The following is a 17,031-nucleotide window of genomic DNA, read 5'->3' as shown; positions in this document are numbered from 1 at the left end:
GTTCCCGCTCATGACGAAATCGAGCTTGCCAAGCACCGGCAGTTTTGTCTAGTGTACGCATTATACAGTCTAGTGTAGACAGAAGACACAAAGCGCGCCGGGAGGAGGAGCCCATGGGAAAGCGCCTGCAGGGCAAACGCGCCTTCGTGACGGGAGCCGGGCAAGGCATCGGCCGCGCGGTGGCGCTTGCCTTTGCCGAGGAGGGCGCGAGCGTGATTGCAGCCAGCCGTACCCGCGCCAAGATGGAAGACCTTCCCCGCCTGCAGCCTGCCATAGAGCCCGTCGGCCTTGACGTGACCGATGGGGCGGCGGTGCGCGACGTCGTCGCCGCTGCCGGGCGCGTCGACATCCTCTTCAACTGTGCCGGCTGGGTGCACAACGGCACGATCCTGGAAACCAGCGAAGAAGAATGGGCGAGAAGCCTCGACCAGAACGTCACCTCGATGTTCCACACCATCCGCGCCGTCCTGCCGGGGATGATCGAGCGCGGTTCAGGCTCCATCGTCAATGTTGCCTCGGTCGCCTCCAGCATCACCGGCGTGCCGAGCCGCGCGGCCTACGGCGCCAGCAAGGCCGCCGTGATCGGCCTTACCAAGGCGGTGGCGCGCGACGTGATCCACAGCGGCGTGCGCTGCAATGCGCTGTGCCCCGGCACCACCCACTCTCCCTCGCTGGAATCCCGCATCCAGGCGAGCGGCGACCCGGAGGCCACCCGCCGCCAGTTCGTCCAGCGCCAGCCCATGGGCCGGCTGGGCACGGTGGAGGAGATGGCGGCTGGCGCGCTCTATCTGGCAAGCGACGAGTCGGCCTTCACCACCGGAACGGTGCTCGTCGTCGACGGGGGACAGACGCTGTGATGGCTGCCGCGCCCGCAACGCCCGCAACCGACCGCCGTGTGGCGGCGCAACGGCTTGGGGCCTTCTGCCTTGCCGTGCTTGGCGCGGCGGGCGCCGACGCCGCGACGGCGCGCGCGGCCACCGACGCGATGATGCACGGCTCGTGCCTCGGCATCGACAGCCACGGCGTGCGGCTGCTTGACCATTATGTGCGGGCGCTGGAGGGCGGGCGCGTCAATCCCCGCCCCTCGGTGCGCATCGTTTCCGGCTTCGGTGCCGTTGCGGCCCTCGATGCCGATGACGGCCACGGTGCGCTGGCCACATTCGAGGCCATGCGGCATGCCATGGAACTTTGCGGGCGTTTCGGCATCGGCGCGGTCGCCATCCGCAACAGCTCGCATTTCGGCCCGGCCGGCGCCTTCGCGCTGCGGGCCGCGGAGGCCGGCATGATCGGCCTTGCCGTCTGCAATTCCGACAGTTTTGTGCGGCTGCACGGGGGTGCCGTGCGTTTTCACGGCACCAACCCCATCGCCTGCGCCGTGCCGGTGCCGCAGGGGCGGCCATGGCTGCTTGACATGGCAACGAGCGCCATCCCCTACAACCGCATCCAGCTCTACAAGAGCCTGGGCGAGCCTCTGCCGCCGGCTGTGGCCTCCGACGCCAGTGGCTTTGACACGCGTGACCCGCACGAGGCGGAGATGCTCGCGCCCCTCGGCGGCGCCTTCGGCTTCAAGGGCGCGGGACTTGCCGGCCTCGTCGAGATCCTGAGCGCCGTGCTCTCGGGCATGAAGCTCAGCTTCGACATCGCGCCGATGGCGGGGCCGGATTTCTCCACGCCGCGCAAGCTCGGCGCTTTCGTGATGGCGCTGAAACCGTCGGCCTTTCTCGACGAAGCCGCCTTCCGCGCGGGAATGGAGCGCTATCTCGATGCATTGCGGCGCGCGCCGGCACGCCCGGGCGAGGCCGTGATGGCACCGGGCGACAGGGAATGGGCCGAGGCCGACAGGCGCGCGACGGCGGGCATACCCATCGACCCCGCCACGCAGACGGCCTTTCGCGCCCTTGCGGCACGATTCGGGATCAAGCCGCCATTCGGGGAGGATGGCGGATAACGCCCGCCAACAGGCGCGCAAACGAGAGGAGGAGAAGATGAAGGGAATGAAGCTCGCCGCGGCGGCATTGGCCGCAAGCCTTCTGGCCGGCACCTCGGTGCTGGCGCAGGAATACACGCTGCGCTTCAACCACGTTCTGGGGCCCAGCGAGCCTTTCCACGAAGGCTTTCTGAAATGGGCCGAGCGGGTGGCCGAGCGCACCAACGGCAATCTGCAGATCGAGGTCTTCCACAGCGCCCAGCTCGGCGTCGAGGAGGACATCATCGAGCAGATCCGCCAGGGCGCCAATATCGGCCAGAACACGGATGCGGCGCGGCTCGGCAACTACGTGCCCGGCATCGCGGTGGTCAACGGACCCTATTTCGTCTCGACCATCGAGGAAGCCTACGCCCTGGCCGATTCGCCCACAATGCAGGGATGGCAGACCGAGCTTGCCGAGCAGCACGGGCTGAAGGTGGTGTGCTTCGATTGGGTGCAGGGCTTCCGCCACTTCTTCACCAACAAGCCGATCCGCACGCCGGAGGATCTCGCGGGCCTGCGCATCCGCACCCCGCCGGCACCGATCTGGCAGGAGTCCATCCGCGCGCTGGGGGCGGAGCCGACGGCGATGAACTTCACCGACATCTATCCCGGCCTGCAGCAGCGGGCGGTGGACGGCGCCGAGCTCGTCTATCCCAACATCACCGCCGCAAACCTCAACGAGGTGTTGGACTACGCCAACGAGACCGCGCATATTCTGCTGGTGAACTTCCAGGTGGTCTCCTCGCAATGGTTCGACAACCTTCCGCAGGACTACCAGACGGCGCTGGTGGAGGAATGCCGGGCTGCCGGCCAGGAGACCTCCGAGGTCATCCGCCAGGCCACGGAAGAGGCCAAGGCGACCCTCGTCGAACAGGGCATGACGGTGATCGAGGATGTCGACATGGATGCCTTCCGCGCCGCCGGCGAGAAGGCCTATGAGGTGCTCGGCATTCTCGATGCCAAGAACAAGGTCCATGCGGAAATCGGCAAATAGGCCGAACGGGTTGGGCGGGGGCGAACCGGCGAGGACCAGTCCGATGCCTCGAATCCATCGATTCATGCTGAGGCTGGAAGCGGTCCTCGCCGGTACGTTTCTCGTGCTGATGGTGGTGCTGATCTTCACGGGCGGCGTGGCGCGCATGATGCACCATCCGCTCAACTGGACCATCGATCTGGCCACCTGCTTCTTCGCATGGGGCTGCTTCCTGTGCGCCGACATCGCCTGGCGCAACGACGCGCTGATTGCCATCGACGTCATCCCGCGGCGGCTGCCAGACGGGCCGAGGCGCGCCGTCGGCTACTTCAATCTCGCCGTCATCGCCGTCTTCCTGGTCTATGTCATCTACGCCGGCGCCTGGCTTTCCTGGGTGTCGCGGGCCCGCAGCTTTCAGGGCATTCCCGGTGTGAGCTATTCCTGGGTGACGATGAGCATCGTGGTGGGCGGCCTGCTGCTGCTTCTCACCACGCTGCTCAAGCTCGCGCGGGCGCTGCGCGCCGATGGTTATCTGGCGCCGCGAAGGACGGAGTGAGCCGATGCTGCTCGTCGTCGTCGCCTTCGCCATCCTCCTCGCGCTCGGCATGCCGGTGGCCTTCGCCATCGCCATTTCCGGCGCGCTGTTCTTCCTTCAGCACCCGGAGCTTCCGTTCACCATTCCCGTGCAGGTGACGGTGTCGCAGACGCAGAACTTCGCACTGCTCGCCGTCCCTCTGTTCATCATTGCCGGCAACATCATGAACCGCTCGGGCATTACCGGACGGCTGCTCGATCTCGCCTCGGTGCTCACCGGCCGGCTCAAGGGCGGGCTGGCGCAGGTCTCCCTCGCCCTTTCGGCGCTGATGGGCGGCGTTTCCGGCTCTGCGATCGCGGATGCTGCCATGCAGGCGCGCATGCTGGGCCGGCCGATGGTCGAGCGCGGCTTCACGCCCGGCTTTGCCGCCGGCGCCCTCGCCTATGGCGCCGTGCTCACGCCGATCATTCCGCCCGGCATCGGCATGATCCTCTATGGAACCATCGGACAGGTGTCGATCGGGCGGCTCTTCGCCGCCGGTTTCGTGCCGGCGCTGCTGTTGTGGGCCGGCCTGTCCTTCGCCGTCTGGCTGACGGCACGGCGGCGCGGCTATCTGCCCGAACGCGACAGGCGACCGACATTGAAGGAGGGGGCCCTGGCCCTGCGGGGCGGCATATGGGCGCTCCTGTTTCCCGTTTTTCTTCTGTTCGGGCTGCGCATGGGCGTTTTCACCCCGTCCGAGATCGGCGCCTTCGCCGTTTTCTACGGCGCCGTCATCGGCGTGTTCGTCTATCGCGAGCTGAAGACGAAAGGCGCCCTTGAAGCACTCGAAGCGAGCCTGACCGATGTCGGCTCGGTGATGTTCCTGATCGCCCTTTCGGCGATCTTCAGCTACGGCATCGTTCTGGAACGCGTGCCGGAGACCGTCTCCGGGTGGATTCTCGGCGTCACGGAGAACCTCGCCGGGGTGATGGTGCTGGTGGCGACCTTCGTGCTCGTGGTGGGCTTCTTCGTCGATGCCACCGTGCTCATCATCATGCTCACGCCGATCTTCCTGCCCCTGGTGCGCCAGCTCGGCGGCGACCCGGTGCATTTCGGCATCGTCTTCATCGTCGCAGCCACGATCGGCAACTTCACGCCGCCGGTCGGGGCGGCCATGTATGCGGTGTGCTCCATCCTCAAGGTTCCGGTTGGCGAATACACGCGCGAATCCGCACCGCTGCTGCTGGCCGTCACAGTGGTGACGCTGATGCTGATCTTCATCCCGCAGGCGGTGCTGTTCGTGCCGAACCTCATCTTCAACCGCTGAAGCGGCTGCCGGGAAGCAGGCGATCCCGTTTCTGGCATGAACGCCTGGCAGGTGCGAACCGTAAGGCAGGGGACCCGGCCGCGAGGGGGACGCGTCGGCCTGGACCGGTTCATCGTTTCATTGAAACGCTGATCCGGTTCATCTATCTGTTTTTGCTGCATTTGTGCGACGCCAGATAGTTCATCTGGCTGCAAAATGCCTTAGGCGCCCTGCGCCTCGTTCGCCCCGCTTACCCGCGCGTTGAAATCGGAAAAGAACTGGCTGGCCAGCTTCTTGGACGTGGACTGGATGAGGCGGCTGCCGAGTTGCGCCATCTTGCCGCCCACATCGGCCTTTGCCTGGTAGGTGAGGATGGTGGCCTGCGGTCCGTCTTCCTTGAGCGAGACGTCGGCTCCCCCCTTGGCGAAGCCGGCCACGCCGCCCTTGCCCTCCCCGCTGATGGTGTAGGAATAGGGCGGGTTGAGATTGGTAAGCTCCACGGCGCCCTTGAAGCGCGCCTTGATCGGCCCGACCTTGAGCGAGACGGTGGCGGCGAACTCGGTGTCCGACGTCTTCTCCAGTTCCTCGCAGCCGGGGATGCAGTCCTTCAGCACTTCCGGGTCGTTCAGCGCCCTCCACACCGCTTCCACCGGCGCCTCGATGCGTTCCTCGCCCTCGATGATCATGGCCATGGCATGTCCCTCCGCTTGGCGTTTGTCCTTGGCTATCGCAGCCGGGCCGCCTTGTCCATCCGGCGGCCTTGCCGCCTGCCCTGCGATGCAATATCCGTGAGAGCGGCAACCGACAGAGGCTTGGACATGACTCAAGGCAGCCGCAAGACCCGGCTTCGTTCGCAGCAATGGTTCGACAACCCGGACAATCCGGGCATGACCGCGCTCTACATCGAACGCTACCTCAACTACGGGCTGACACGTGCGGAGCTGCAATCCGGCAAGCCACTGATCGGCATCGCGCAGACCGGCTCCGATCTCTCGCCCTGCAACCGCCACCACATGGAGCTTGCCAAGCGCCTGCGCGCCGGCATCGAAGCAGCCGGCGGCATTCCCTTCGAGTTTCCCTGCCATCCGATCCAGGAGACGGGCAAGCGCCCAACCGCTGCGCTCGATCGCAACCTTGCCTATCTGTCGCTGGTGGAAGCGCTCTATGGCTATCCGCTCGACGGCGTGGTGCTGACGATCGGCTGCGACAAGACCACGCCGGCGCTTCTGATGGCCGCGGCCACGGTGAACATTCCAGCCATCGCCTTTTCCGTGGGACCGATGCTCAACGGCTGGTATCGCGGGAAGCGCGTGGGCTCGGGCACCATCATATGGGAGGCGCGCGAACGGCTGGCGGCGGGCGAGATCGACTATGACGAGTTCATGGAACTGGCCGCCTCTTCCGCCCCTTCCGTCGGCTACTGCAACACGATGGGCACGGCCTCGACCATGAACGCGCTGGCGGAGGCGCTCGGCATGCAGCTTCCTGGCGCCGCGGCAATCCCCGCGCCCTACCGCGAGCGCGGGCAGATGGCCTATGAGACCGGGCAGCGCATCGTCGCCATGGTGGAGGAAGACCTGAAGCCCGCCGACATCATGACCCGCGAAGCCTTCGAGAACGCCATCGTCGTCAACTCGGCGCTGGGCGGCTCCACCAATGCGCCGATCCATCTCAACGCCGTGGCGCGCCATCTCGGCGTGCCGCTCGACAATGACGACTGGCAGCGCATCGGCCATCACGTTCCCCTGCTCGTCAACATGCAGCCGGCGGGCGAATATCTGGGCGAGGATTTTCATCGCGCCGGCGGCGTGCCGGCGGTGGTGGCCGAGCTCATGAAGGCCGGGCTTCTGCCACACCCCGATGCGAAGACGGCCAACGGCCGCAGCATCGGCGAGAACTGCCGCGAGGCGGAGAACCGCGACCCCCGGGTCATCCGCGCCGCCGGCGAGCCGCTCAGGGAGAATGCGGGCTTCATCAATCTGAAGGGCAATCTCTTCGACAGCGCCATCATGAAGACCAGCGTGATCTCGCAGGAATTCCGCCAGCGCTATCTTGAAAATCCGGGCGATCCGATGGCCTTCGAGGGCCGTGCCATCGTCTTCGACGGGCCGGAGGACTACCACGAACGCATCGACGATCCGGCGCTCGCCATCGACGAGAACTGCATCCTGGTCATGCGCGGCGCCGGCCCTGTCGGCTATCCGGGGGCCGCGGAGGTCGTCAACATGCGGCCGCCGGACTACCTCATCAAGAGGGGCGTTCACGCGCTGCCCTGCATCGGCGATGGCCGCCAGTCGGGCACTTCCGCCTCGCCTTCCATCCTCAACGCCTCGCCGGAAGCCGCGGTGGGCGGCGGGCTGGCGCTGCTGAGGACCGGAGACCGCATCCGCATCGACCTCGACAAGGGCCGTGCCGACATGCTGGTGAGCGAGGACGAACTGGAAGCGCGCCGCAAGGCGCTGGCAGAGGCCGGAGGCTACGCCATCCCCGACCATCAGACGCCCTGGCAGGAAATCCAGCGCGCGATGGTGGATCAGCTCGCACAGGGCATGGTGCTGAAGCCGGCCACCGCCTACCGCCGCATCGCGCAGGAAAAGGGCCTGCCGCGCGACAACCATTGAGGCGCAGGGGCCACGCCCCCGCGCACGAATGGGGGCAGGCTATCCCGCCTGCACCTGCTCGACGTGCTGCACCTCGGGAATGAAATGGTGCAGCAGGTTCTGGATGCCGTGCTTCAGCGTGGCCGTGGAGGAAGGACAGCCGGCGCAGGCGCCACGCATGTTCAGAAAGACGGTGCCGTTCTGATAGCCATGGAAGGTGATGTCGCCACCATCCTGGGCGACGGCGGGGCGAACCCGCGTCTCCAGAAGCTCCTTGATGGTGGCCACGATCTCCGCATCCGCCTCATCGTAGAACTCGCCGCCCTGGGCACTCTCCCCACCGCCCGCAGGCGAGGCCATGACCGGCTGACCGGACATGAAATGCTCCATGATGGTGCCCAGAATGGCAGGCTTCAGGTGCTGCCAGTCCGCCCCCTCCTTGGTGACGGTGATGAAGTCGTAGCCGAAGAAGACACCCGTTACGCCCGGCACGTCGAAAAGCCGGGCCGCCAGCGGCGAAGCGGTGCGCGCGCTCTCGGCTTCGCGGAAATCCGCCGTGCCCTCTTCGAGCACCACCCGGCCCGGCAGAAACTTCAAGGTGGCGGGATTGGGGGTCGCTTCCGTCTGGATGAACATCGGCGGGGTCTCCGTAAAGCCGTTTTTTTGGAATTGTTCTAAAAATAGGCCGAACGCCGGCCCGATTCAAGCCGCATATGGGGTCGGTCGGCCGCTCACGCCAGGCTTTCGATCTCCTCGTCCGTCAGGCTGTGCGGCACGACGGTGACGGGGATGGGAAAGGCGGCTCCCTTGCCGGCGATGGAAGAGACCAGCGGACCCGGCCCCTCCTTCGCGTTACCGGCGGCCAGCACGAGGATGGCAATGTCCTGGTCTTCCTCGATCAGCTTGTGAATCTCCTCCGCCGGCTTGCCTTCCCGAATCACAAGCTCCGGCTCGATGCCGATGCTCTCGCGGATTTTCGTGGCATGGGCGTTGAGCGCGGCATTGGCTGCATCCATCGCCTCCTCGCGCATGATCTGCTCCACGCCCAGCCAGTGCTGGAAGTCGCCAGGCTCGACGACGAAGAGCAGGACGAGCGACCCCTTGGTGGCGTGGGCCCGGCGGGCGGCATAGGCGACGGCGCGCTCACACTCCGGCGTGCCGTCGACGATGGCAAGAAACTTGCGCTTGTGGCCGGCTTCGCGGCTCAGGCGTTTGGAGACCATGCATGCCCCTTCTCTTGCACGGGCGGCGCCTGCCCGCCCTTCGCGCAATCTGCCATTCGCGAAGGCACGCGGCAAGCGGCACGTGGTTGCGGCGGCTAATCGGTCAGCAGGCCGACGATCTCGTGCACCTTCTTCATCGTCGCTTCGGCAAGGGCGCCGGCACGTTCTCCGCCATCGCGCAGGACGCTGTCCACATAGGCCGGATCGGCGCTGATGCGGCGCATCTCGGCGTTGATCGGCGCCAGCTTCTCCACCGCCAGCTCGGCAAGCGCCGGCTTGAACTCGGAGAACTGGCGCCCGCCGAACTCCGCGACCACCTGCTCGCGCGCCACACCGGCAAGCGCGGCATAGATGCCGATCAGGTTCTCCGCCTCGGGGCGGCCGGCCAGCCCCTCAAGGTCGCCCGGCAGCGGCTCGGGATCGGTCTTGGCCTTGCGGATCTTCCTGGCGATGGTGTCGGCGTCGTCGGACAGATTGATGCGCGAAAGATCGGACGGATCGGATTTCGACATCTTCTTGGTGCCGTCGCGCAGGCTCATCACGCGTGTGGCCGGCCCCTCGATCAGCGGCTCGGTGAGCGGGAAGAAGCCGTTGACGCGCTCCTCGCCCACCTTCATCTCCACGCCATAGCCCAGGGCGGCGATGCGCTCGGAGAAGTCGTTGTTGAACTTCTGGGCGATGTCGCGCGTCAGCTCCAGATGCTGCTTCTGATCCTCGCCCACCGGCACATGGGTGGCGCGGTAGAGCAGGATGTCGGCGGCCATGAGGCTGGGATAGGCGAGCAGGCCGAGCGAGGCGTTCTCGCGGTCCTTGCCTGCCTTGTCCTTGAACTGCGTCATCCGGTTCATCCAGCCGATGCGGGCGACGCAGTTGAAGATCCAGGCAAGCTCCGCGTGCTGGGGCACACGCGCCTGGTTGAAGATGATGTTGCGCTTCGGGTCCAGCCCGCTGGCGAGATAGGCCGCGGCAATCGCCCGCGTCTGGTCGGCAAGGTCGTCATGGACCAGCGTGGCGGTCAGCGAATGCATGTCCACCACGCAGTAGATGCACTCATAGACGTCCTGCAGCGCGACGAACTTCTGCAGGGCGCCGAGATAGTTGCCGAGGTGGAGGTTGCCGGTCGGCTGCACCCCGGAGAAGACGAGTTGCCTGAACTCACTCATCCGTGAACCCGCTCATGGGAGATTCCAAAAAATGCGAATGGCGCTGGCGCGCGCGTGGGGCTTATGGACGAGGCGGCGCACGCAATCAAGCCCTGCGACGCGCAATCGCCCGCTTCAGCTCCGTCCGGTCGACGGCGCCGGTCAGCACCGCAAGAAGGAAATAGACGACCGCCGCCACCGCGATGACGAGCAGGACCGCAGCAGCGCGCGCGGGCAGGCCCCCGCCTTCCAGCGGGACGACCAGGGCCTGGTCGAGCCCATAGGCCACCGCTCCCATCGCGAGGCTGGAAAGAAGCACCATGGCAACGCGGCGTATGGTGACGGCGGAAGGGCGGAAGTGGTTGCGCCGCCACAGCGTGGCTGCCAGCAGCACGACATTGACCCATGAGGACAGCGCGGTGGCGAATGCGATGGCCACATGGCCCAAGACGGGGAAAAGGGCGAGGCTCAGGACGACATTGACGACGACGGTGACGAGCGAGAACCACATGGGCGTGCGCATGTCCTCGCGGGCGAAGAAGCTGGGCTGGAAGACCTTGACAAGCACATAGGCGGGCAGACCGGAGGCGAAGGCGGCAAGCGCCGCCGCGGTCATCTGCGTGTCGAGGGCGGTGAAGGCGCCGCGCTCATAGAGCAGGGACACGATGGGCGCGGGCATCACCATCAGCCCCACCGCCGCCGGCACGGTGAGCCCAAGGGCGAATTCAAGCGAACGGTTCTGCAGGTGGCGGGCCTCGGCAAGATCGCCGGCCTTCAGCGCGCGCGCGAGCTCCGGCAGGAGCACAACGCCGATCGCGACACCGATGACGCCCAGGGGAAGCTGGTTGATGCGATCGGCGAAATTCAACAGGGCGATGGCCTTGTCCTGGGCGGAGGCAATGATCTGCCCGATGAGCAGGTTGACCTGCATGATGCCGCCCGTCACCAGGGCCGGCACCATGAGAACCATGAGACGGCGCACCGCGGGCGTGAGCCGCGGGGCGCGCAGGCGCAGCGAAAAGCCGGCGCGGCGGACGGCGAAGACGAGAATGAGGAGCTGGCCGACGCCGGAGGCCAACACGCCCCAGGCGAGCCAGAGGCCGGTGAGACGCGGGGACAGCCCCATGGACAGCGCCAGGCCCAGAACGCCGATCAGGATGACGTTGAGCAGCACCGGCGCCAGCGCGGCCAGGAAGAACCTGCGCATGGCGTTCATGACGCCGGACAACATCGCCACCAGCGACATGAACAGGAGATAGGGGAACATGACGCGCGTCATGATCACGGTCAGGTCGAACTTCTCCGGCGAGTCGGAGAAGCCGGGCGCCACCACGGTGCCCACCAGAAAGGGCATGAAGATCATGGCCAGCGCCGAAAGCGCCAGAAGCACGGTCAGGAGAACGGCCAGGACGTCCTCGCCGAACCGTCTCGCCGCCTCCATGCCGCCGCCTTCCAGCTCCTTGGAGAAAAGCGGAATGAAGGCGGTGTTGAAGGCCCCCTCGGCAAACAGCCGGCGGAAGAGATTGGGAAAGCGGAAGGCCGCGTAGAAGGCATCCGTCACCGGCCCGGCGCCGAGGGCCGCCGCCACCAGTGCCTCGCGGGCAAAGCCCAGCACACGGCTGGCCATGGTGGCGCTGCCCACACTGGCGAACTTTGCAACGAGGCTCACCGCTCGTCCCCCGCTTGCATCACGCCACGGCCTGCCTGGCGCGCGAGCGGCTTCCGCGTTTCGACGTCCCCTTCTCCAGAACCTCCAGAAGCTCCCGGCGGATCGCCTCCAGCCGGTCGGGGCTCTCGATCTTGGCGCCCGTCAGGTCGGTCACGTAGAAGGTGTCGATCACCTTCTCGCCGAAGGTCGTGATGTGGGCCGAGGCGATGTCGAGCGACAGGTCGGAAAGCGCCCCCGTCACCTCCGACAGGAGGCCGGGGCGGTCGAGGCACTCCACCTCGACCACCGAGAAGCGGTTGGAAAGCGTGTTGCGCACCTCCGCGCGCGGCTCGATGCGGAACGCTTTCGCCCCGCGGCGCGGCTTGGCACGCTTTTCCAGAACGTCGGGCAGATAGTCGCGGCCCGACAGCACATCCTCGATGAGGCGCCCCACCCGCTGGGCGCGGCGGCGCTCATCCTCGTCGAACTCGAACTCGCGGCCGATGAGGATGGTGTCGAGCGCCCGCCCGTCGGTGGTGGTGAAGACCTGCGCATCGACGATGTTGGCGCCCGCCGCGGCACAGGCGCCGGCGATGACGGAGAGAAGCCGGGGATGGTCGGGCGCCAGCACCGTGATCTCGGTCACCGCCTCGAAGCTGTGCGGCTTGACCATCGTGGACAGCGCCCGCGACTGCCGGTCTGCATCGCGGATGAACTCCGTGTGGCGCAGCTTGTCCTCCTCGTCGACGGCCAGGAGATAGTTTTCGTAGTGCAGCGCCGCATAGTGGCGGATCTCCGCCTCCTCCCAGCCGGCCTCGCGCAGCCCCTCGGCAAGCCGGGCGCGCGCCGCCTCCGCCCTGGAAGCGCGCGATGCCTCCGAGAAACCGCCGGTGAGCAGCAGCTCCGTCTCGTAATAGAGCGTGCGCAGGAGCTGCCCCTTCCAGCCGTTCCACACACCCGGGCCGACGCCGCGAATGTCGCAGACCGTGATGACGAGCAGGAGCTTCAGCCGCTCCACCGATTGCACGATGTCGGCAAAATCCTGAATGGTCTTGCGGTCGTTCAGGTCCCGCATCTGCGCCGTCATCGACATGGTGAGATGATGCTCGATCAGCCAGGCGATCGTCTCCGTCTCGGCCTTGTCGAAACCCATGTGCGGGCACAGGCGCCGGGCGATGCGGGCGCCGGCGACGGAGTGATCCTCCGGCCGGCCCTTGGCGATGTCATGGAACAGCAGCGTCGTATAAAGCACGGCGCGCCAGGGCTTGAGCGACGGCATCAGCGCATGGGCGAGCGGATGGGTCTTCTCCCCCTCCCCGCGCTCGATCTCCGCCAGCACGCCGAGGCAGCGGATCAGGTGCTCGTCCACCGTGTAGTGGTGGTACATGGAGAACTGCATCATCGCCACGATCTTGTTGAAATCGGGGATGAGCTTGCCGAGCACGCCAGCCTCGTTCATGCGGCGCATGTTGAGCTCCGGGTCGCGTCTGGAGGTCAGAAGATCCATGAAAAGGCGATTGGCCTCTCGGTCGCGGCGCAGGTTGCGGTCGATGAGCCTGAGCGAGCGGGTGAGCAGCTTGAGCGCATCGGGGTGGTATTCCAGCCCGTGGCGATCGGCAAACCAGAACAGCCGCAGCATGTTGACGGGATCGCGCTCGAAAACGCCCTCATCGGCGATGTTGATGCGGTGGTTGTCGATGATGAAGTCGCTGGTTCCGGGCAGCTTGCGCTTGCGCCGCTGGAAGGTCAGGAAAATGCGGTTGAAGCCGGGCACATGCTTGGCCTGCTCCTCCTCCAGCGCCGCACAAAAGATGCGGGTCAGGTCCCCCACCGTCTTGGCGGTCAGGAAGTAGTGCTTCATGAACCGTTCGACGGCGGAAAGGCCGGGATGGCTGGTGTAGCCCAGCCGCTCGGCGATCTCGCGCTGGATGTCGAAGTGCAGCCGCTCCTCCGGCTTGCCGGTCAGGAAATGCATGTGGCAGCGCACCGCCCAAAGGAAGTCTTCCGCCTTGCGGAACTGGAGGTATTCGCGACGGGTGAAGACGCCCTTTTCGACCAGCTCCTCGGAGGTGCGCACGCGGTAATAGTACTTGCCGATCCAGAACAGCGTGTGGAGATCCCGCAGGCCGCCCTTGCCGTCCTTCACATTGGGCTCGACCAGATAGCGGCTTTCGCCGGCCTTGGCGTGGCGGGCATCGCGCTCGGCAAGCTTGGCCTGGATGTATTCGGCGCCGGTGTCCTTGACGATCTCGCGGTCGAAGCGCGTCAGAAGCTCGTCATAGAGCGCGCGGTCGCCGCAGATGTATCGGGCTTCAAGCACCGCGGTGCGGATGGTGATGTCGGTGCGCGCATGGCGGATGCACTCGTCCACATTGCGCGTGGCATGGCCCACCTTCAGCCCCATGTCCCACAGCATATAGAGCATGTATTCGGCCACCTGCTCGCCCCAGGGCGTCTGCTTGTAGGGAAGCAGGACGAGCAGATCGACATCGGAGCCCGGCGCCAGGGTGCCGCGGCCATAACCGCCCACCGCCACGATGGCCATGCGCTCGGCCGCCGAACGGTTCTCGGCCGGATAGACATGGGCAGCGGCGAAATCGTGCAGGGCGTGAACGATCCTGTCCATGAGGTGGGAAAGGCGTGTCGCGCAGGCGGTGCCGCCGCCATCCTCGGCCAGCATGGCTCCGGCGGTCTTGCGCCCCTCCGCAAGGTGCGCCTTCAGCAGCTTCATGACGCGGTTGCGCGTCTCGGGCGATGCCGGCTCGCCCTCGGCGGCGATGGCCTCCAGCGCCTGCTGCAGGGCAGCGCTGTCGATGATCTGGTCGAGTTTGAGGGGGACCTTCGCCATCCGCTCTCCGTGGGCCGCCGGTGGAACATCCGTTCGCCCGAATGGCGGGCACCACCGTTTGCCCGTGTCTATAGCGTGATTGCCGTGGCAGTAAAATGGCCGTCTCAGCCGCCGGCGTCGAGCGTCTTGAGCCGGTAGAGCGCTTCCAGCGCCTCGCGCGGCGTCATCTCGTCGGGATTGAGCGCGTCGAGCGCCTGGCGCAGGCGATCGTCCTGCCTGCCTCTGGCCGGCTCCTGGCGCGCGGCCGCGCTGAAAAGCGGCAGATCGTCGACCAGCCTCTCGGCCTTGCCGCCCGTCTCGCTCTCCTCCAGCCGGTGCAGCACCTCCCTGGCGCGCTCGACCACCGCCGCCGGCAGGCCGGCAAGACGCGCCACCTGCACGCCATAGGAGCGATCGGCCGCCCCGCGCGCCACCTCGTGCAGGAAGATGACCTCGCCTTCGAACTCCTTGACCCGCATCGTGACGTTGGCAAGGCGCGGCAGCTTCTCGGTGAGCGCCGTCAACTCGTGGAAATGGGTGGCGAACAGCGCACGGCAGCGGTTCTTCTCGTGCAGATACTCCACCGCCGCCCAGGCGATGGAAAGCCCGTCGAAGGTGGCCGTTCCCCGGCCGATCTCGTCGAGGATGACGAGCGAGCGTTCGCCTGCCTGATTGAGGATGGCCGCCGTCTCCACCATCTCCACCATGAAGGTGGAGCGGCCGCGCGCCAGGTCGTCAGAGGCGCCGACGCGCGAGAACAGCCGATCGATCACGCCGATGCGCGCCTTTTCTGCCGGTACGAACGAACCCATCTGCGCGAGGATCGCAATCAGCGCGTTCTGGCGAAGAAAGGTGGACTTGCCGCCCATATTCGGACCGGTGAGAAGCCAGATGGCGCCGGTCTTCTCGCCCTCTTTCGGCGAGAGGTCGCAATCGTTGGCGACGAAGGGCTCGCCGAGCTGGCGGCGCAGCGCCTGCTCCACCACCGGGTGGCGCCCGCCCCGGATGGAGAAGTCCAGGCTGTCGTCCACCACCGGGCGGCAGTAGGCTTCGCTTTCGGCCAGAACCGCCAGCGCCGAGGAAACGTCCAGCACGGCGAGCGCGGCGGCAGCGGCGCGGATGGCCTCGGAGGCCGAGACCGCCTCGCCCACCAGCCGATCGAAGACAGAAAGCTCGATGGCGAGCGCCCGCTCGGCGGCGTTGGCGATCTTGCTTTCCAGCTCCGCCAGCTCCGTCGTCGTGAAGCGCATGGCGTTGGCCATGGTCTGGCGGTGGATGAAGCGCGCCTTGGCCGCCTCCGTGCCGGTGAGCAGATGGGCATTGCCCGCCGTGACCTCGATATAGTAGCCGAGCACGTTGTTGTGGCGGATCTTGAGCGAGCGGATGCCGGTCTCCTCCACCAGATCGCGCTCCATGGCGGCGATGACGCGGCGCGATTCGTCGCGCAGACCCCGCATCTCGTCGAGCTCCGCCTCATAGCCTGAACGCACGAAGCCGCCATCGCGCTTCAACAGGGGCAGATCGTCGGCAAGCGCCCTTTCCAGATGCGCGGCAAGGGCCTGGGGGAGAGCGGCGAGCTGCGCGCGGGCCCGGGCAATCTCGTCCGGCAGGTCCCTGCCCTCCAGCAGGCCAGCCACCGCGAAGGCGGCGTTCAGCCCGCCGGCAAGGGCGCCCAGATCGCGCGGGCCGCCGCGATTGAGCGCCAGGCGGGAAAGCGCGCGCGCCATGTCCGGCACGCCCTTCAGATGCTCGCGCAGCTGCTCGCGCAGCACGCTCTCCTCGACAAGGAAGGAGACGGAGTCGAGCCGCCCGGCAATGGCCTTCGGATCGGTGAGCGGCGACATCAGACGCTCGGCGAGCAGCCGCCCGCCCGCGCCCGTCACCGTGCGGTCGATGGCCTTGAGCAGGCTGCCCTCGCGCGCACCCGAAAGGGTGCGCGTCAGCTCCAGATTGGCGCGGGTGGAGGGGTCTATGAAGAGGCTGGTGCCTTCCTCGTCGCGCTCGGGCGGGGCGAGCGGCGGACGTTCGCGAACCTGCGTCTTCTCCACATAGGCCACGGCGCCGGCAATGGCGGAAAGCTCCGCACGCGAGAAGCGGCCGAAGCCGTCCAGCGTGGCGACGCCATAGAAGCGGGACAGACGTGCCACCGCACTTGCGGAATCGAAGAAGCTCGGCGGTTGCGGGTTGGCGGTGCGGCCCAGCGTGTCGAAGACCGGGCGCAGCGCCTCGTCGCGATAGACGGGTTCGGCGACGATCAGCTCGCGCGGGTCGACGCGCAGGATGTCGGCAAGCAGCCGTTCGGGCGTCGTGGCGGCGACGCGGAAGGTGCCGGTGGAAATGTCGATCCAGGCGAGCGCCATGGCCTCCTCGCCGCGCACGCGGCCGAGCGCCATCAGATAATTGGCCTGCGCGGGATCGAGCAGCTTCTCCTCGGTCACCGTGCCCGGTGTGACGAGGCGCACCACGTCGCGGCGCACCACCGCCTTGTAACCGCGTTTCCTGGCCTCGGCCGGGTCCTCCAGCTGCTCGCACACGGCAACCCGATGGCCGAGCGCGATCAGCTTCTGCAGGTAATCGTCGGCCGAATGCACCGGCACGCCGCACATCGGAATGTCCTCGCCCTGATGCTTGCCGCGCTTTGTGAGCGCGATGCCCAGCGCCCGGCTCGCCACCTCCGCATCCTCGAAGAACAGCTCGTAGAAGTCGCCCATGCGGTAGAAGAGCAGCGAATCGGGGTTGGCCGCCTTGATCTCGATATATTGCTGCATCATCGGCGTGGCGCTGGCGGCAGGCGCGCGCGCCGCTGTGGCCTCATTCCGGCGAATC

General features: G+C 66.8%; 13 protein-coding genes. 6 read left to right on the top strand and 7 right to left on the bottom strand.

Features of this window, described 5'->3' with window-relative positions:
- The first annotated feature begins 113 nt into the window (after positions 1-113).
- The 5 genes from NYR58_RS10785 to NYR58_RS10765 are packed head-to-tail and all read left to right on the top strand — an operon-like array spanning position 114 to position 4,786.
- Positions 114-857 carry an SDR family oxidoreductase gene (locus NYR58_RS10785; RefSeq protein WP_261520660.1) on the top strand — a complete coding sequence of 248 codons (744 nt, stop codon included), beginning with the start codon at positions 114-116 and terminating at the stop codon, positions 855-857.
- Entirely contained in the window at positions 857-1,948 is a 1,092-nt protein-coding gene (locus NYR58_RS10780) for an Ldh family oxidoreductase (protein WP_261520658.1), read from the top strand. Before NYR58_RS10785 ends, NYR58_RS10780 begins: the two co-directional genes overlap by 1 nt.
- A gap of 37 nt (positions 1,949-1,985) precedes the next feature.
- A complete protein-coding gene (locus NYR58_RS10775) occupies positions 1,986-2,963 on the top strand; it encodes a C4-dicarboxylate TRAP transporter substrate-binding protein (protein WP_261520657.1) in 978 nt (325 codons plus the stop codon).
- A 43-nt stretch (positions 2,964-3,006) separates the two neighbouring features.
- Complete coding sequence (locus NYR58_RS10770; protein WP_261520656.1) at positions 3,007-3,498, top strand: TRAP transporter small permease; 492 nt, start codon at positions 3,007-3,009, stop codon at positions 3,496-3,498.
- A 4-nt stretch (positions 3,499-3,502) separates the two neighbouring features.
- Complete coding sequence (locus NYR58_RS10765; protein WP_261520655.1) at positions 3,503-4,786, top strand: TRAP transporter large permease; 1,284 nt, start codon at positions 3,503-3,505, stop codon at positions 4,784-4,786.
- A gap of 200 nt (positions 4,787-4,986) precedes the next feature.
- On the opposite strand, the gene NYR58_RS10760 is transcribed toward NYR58_RS10765, so the two are convergent.
- Entirely contained in the window at positions 4,987-5,457 is a 471-nt protein-coding gene (locus tag NYR58_RS10760) for a CoxG family protein (RefSeq protein WP_261520654.1), read from the bottom strand.
- A gap of 126 nt (positions 5,458-5,583) precedes the next feature.
- Here NYR58_RS10760 and NYR58_RS10755 point away from each other — a divergent pair, with 126 nt between their 5' ends.
- On the top strand, positions 5,584-7,386 hold the full coding sequence (locus tag NYR58_RS10755; protein WP_261520653.1) for an IlvD/Edd family dehydratase: 1,803 nt from the start codon (positions 5,584-5,586) through the stop codon (positions 7,384-7,386).
- A 39-nt stretch (positions 7,387-7,425) separates the two neighbouring features.
- On the opposite strand, the gene NYR58_RS10750 is transcribed toward NYR58_RS10755, so the two are convergent.
- The 6 genes from NYR58_RS10750 to mutS form a co-directional block, all read right to left on the bottom strand.
- Positions 7,426-8,001 carry a NifU family protein gene (locus NYR58_RS10750; protein WP_261520652.1) on the bottom strand — a complete coding sequence of 192 codons (576 nt, stop codon included), beginning with the start codon at positions 7,999-8,001 and terminating at the stop codon, positions 7,426-7,428.
- 95 nt (positions 8,002-8,096) lie between these two features.
- Positions 8,097-8,588, bottom strand: coding sequence for a universal stress protein (locus NYR58_RS10745; RefSeq protein ID WP_261520651.1), 492 nt, complete (start codon positions 8,586-8,588; stop codon positions 8,097-8,099).
- A gap of 95 nt (positions 8,589-8,683) precedes the next feature.
- Positions 8,684-9,751 carry a tryptophan--tRNA ligase gene (trpS, locus tag NYR58_RS10740; protein ID WP_261520650.1) on the bottom strand — a complete coding sequence of 356 codons (1,068 nt, stop codon included), beginning with the start codon at positions 9,749-9,751 and terminating at the stop codon, positions 8,684-8,686.
- Between the two features lie 85 nt (positions 9,752-9,836).
- Positions 9,837-11,399: a murein biosynthesis integral membrane protein MurJ gene (gene murJ / locus NYR58_RS10735; protein ID WP_261520649.1), complete on the bottom strand. Its 1,563-nt coding sequence runs from the start codon at positions 11,397-11,399 to the stop codon at positions 9,837-9,839.
- 19 nt (positions 11,400-11,418) lie between these two features.
- Positions 11,419-14,226, bottom strand: a complete 2,808-nt coding sequence (locus tag NYR58_RS10730) for a [protein-PII] uridylyltransferase (RefSeq protein ID WP_261520648.1) — start codon at positions 14,224-14,226, stop codon at positions 11,419-11,421.
- A 104-nt stretch (positions 14,227-14,330) separates the two neighbouring features.
- Positions 14,331-16,976: a DNA mismatch repair protein MutS gene (gene mutS, locus NYR58_RS10725; RefSeq protein ID WP_261520702.1), complete on the bottom strand. Its 2,646-nt coding sequence runs from the start codon at positions 16,974-16,976 to the stop codon at positions 14,331-14,333.
- Positions 16,977-17,031 lie beyond the last annotated feature (55 nt).

The organism is Chelativorans intermedius, assembly GCF_025398255.1.
Classification (GTDB): Bacteria; Pseudomonadota; Alphaproteobacteria; order Rhizobiales; family Rhizobiaceae; genus Chelativorans; species Chelativorans intermedius.
The sequence above is the reverse complement of the archived record's forward strand: the minus strand, read 5'-3'. Positions and strand labels throughout refer to the sequence as shown.

Excerpts from the sequence above, each read along its gene's own strand:
- NYR58_RS10785 (WP_261520660.1), top strand. The coding sequence starts at position 114 with ATGGGAAAGCGCCTGCAGGGCAAACGCGCCTTCGTGACGGGAGCCGGG.
- NYR58_RS10780 (WP_261520658.1), top strand. The coding sequence starts at position 857 with ATGGCTGCCGCGCCCGCAACGCCCGCAACCGACCGCCGTGTGGCGGCG.
- NYR58_RS10775 (WP_261520657.1), top strand. The coding sequence starts at position 1,986 with ATGAAGGGAATGAAGCTCGCCGCGGCGGCATTGGCCGCAAGCCTTCTG.
- NYR58_RS10770 (WP_261520656.1), top strand. The coding sequence starts at position 3,007 with ATGCCTCGAATCCATCGATTCATGCTGAGGCTGGAAGCGGTCCTCGCC.
- NYR58_RS10765 (WP_261520655.1), top strand. The coding sequence starts at position 3,503 with ATGCTGCTCGTCGTCGTCGCCTTCGCCATCCTCCTCGCGCTCGGCATG.
- NYR58_RS10760 (WP_261520654.1), bottom strand. The coding sequence starts at position 5,457 with ATGGCCATGATCATCGAGGGCGAGGAACGCATCGAGGCGCCGGTGGAA.
- NYR58_RS10755 (WP_261520653.1), top strand. The coding sequence starts at position 5,584 with ATGACTCAAGGCAGCCGCAAGACCCGGCTTCGTTCGCAGCAATGGTTC.
- NYR58_RS10750 (WP_261520652.1), bottom strand. The coding sequence starts at position 8,001 with ATGTTCATCCAGACGGAAGCGACCCCCAATCCCGCCACCTTGAAGTTT.
- NYR58_RS10745 (WP_261520651.1), bottom strand. The coding sequence starts at position 8,588 with ATGGTCTCCAAACGCCTGAGCCGCGAAGCCGGCCACAAGCGCAAGTTT.
- trpS (WP_261520650.1), bottom strand. The coding sequence starts at position 9,751 with ATGAGTGAGTTCAGGCAACTCGTCTTCTCCGGGGTGCAGCCGACCGGC.
- NYR58_RS10730 (WP_261520648.1), bottom strand. The coding sequence starts at position 14,226 with ATGGCGAAGGTCCCCCTCAAACTCGACCAGATCATCGACAGCGCTGCC.
- mutS (WP_261520702.1), bottom strand. The coding sequence starts at position 16,976 with ATGATGCAGCAATATATCGAGATCAAGGCGGCCAACCCCGATTCGCTG.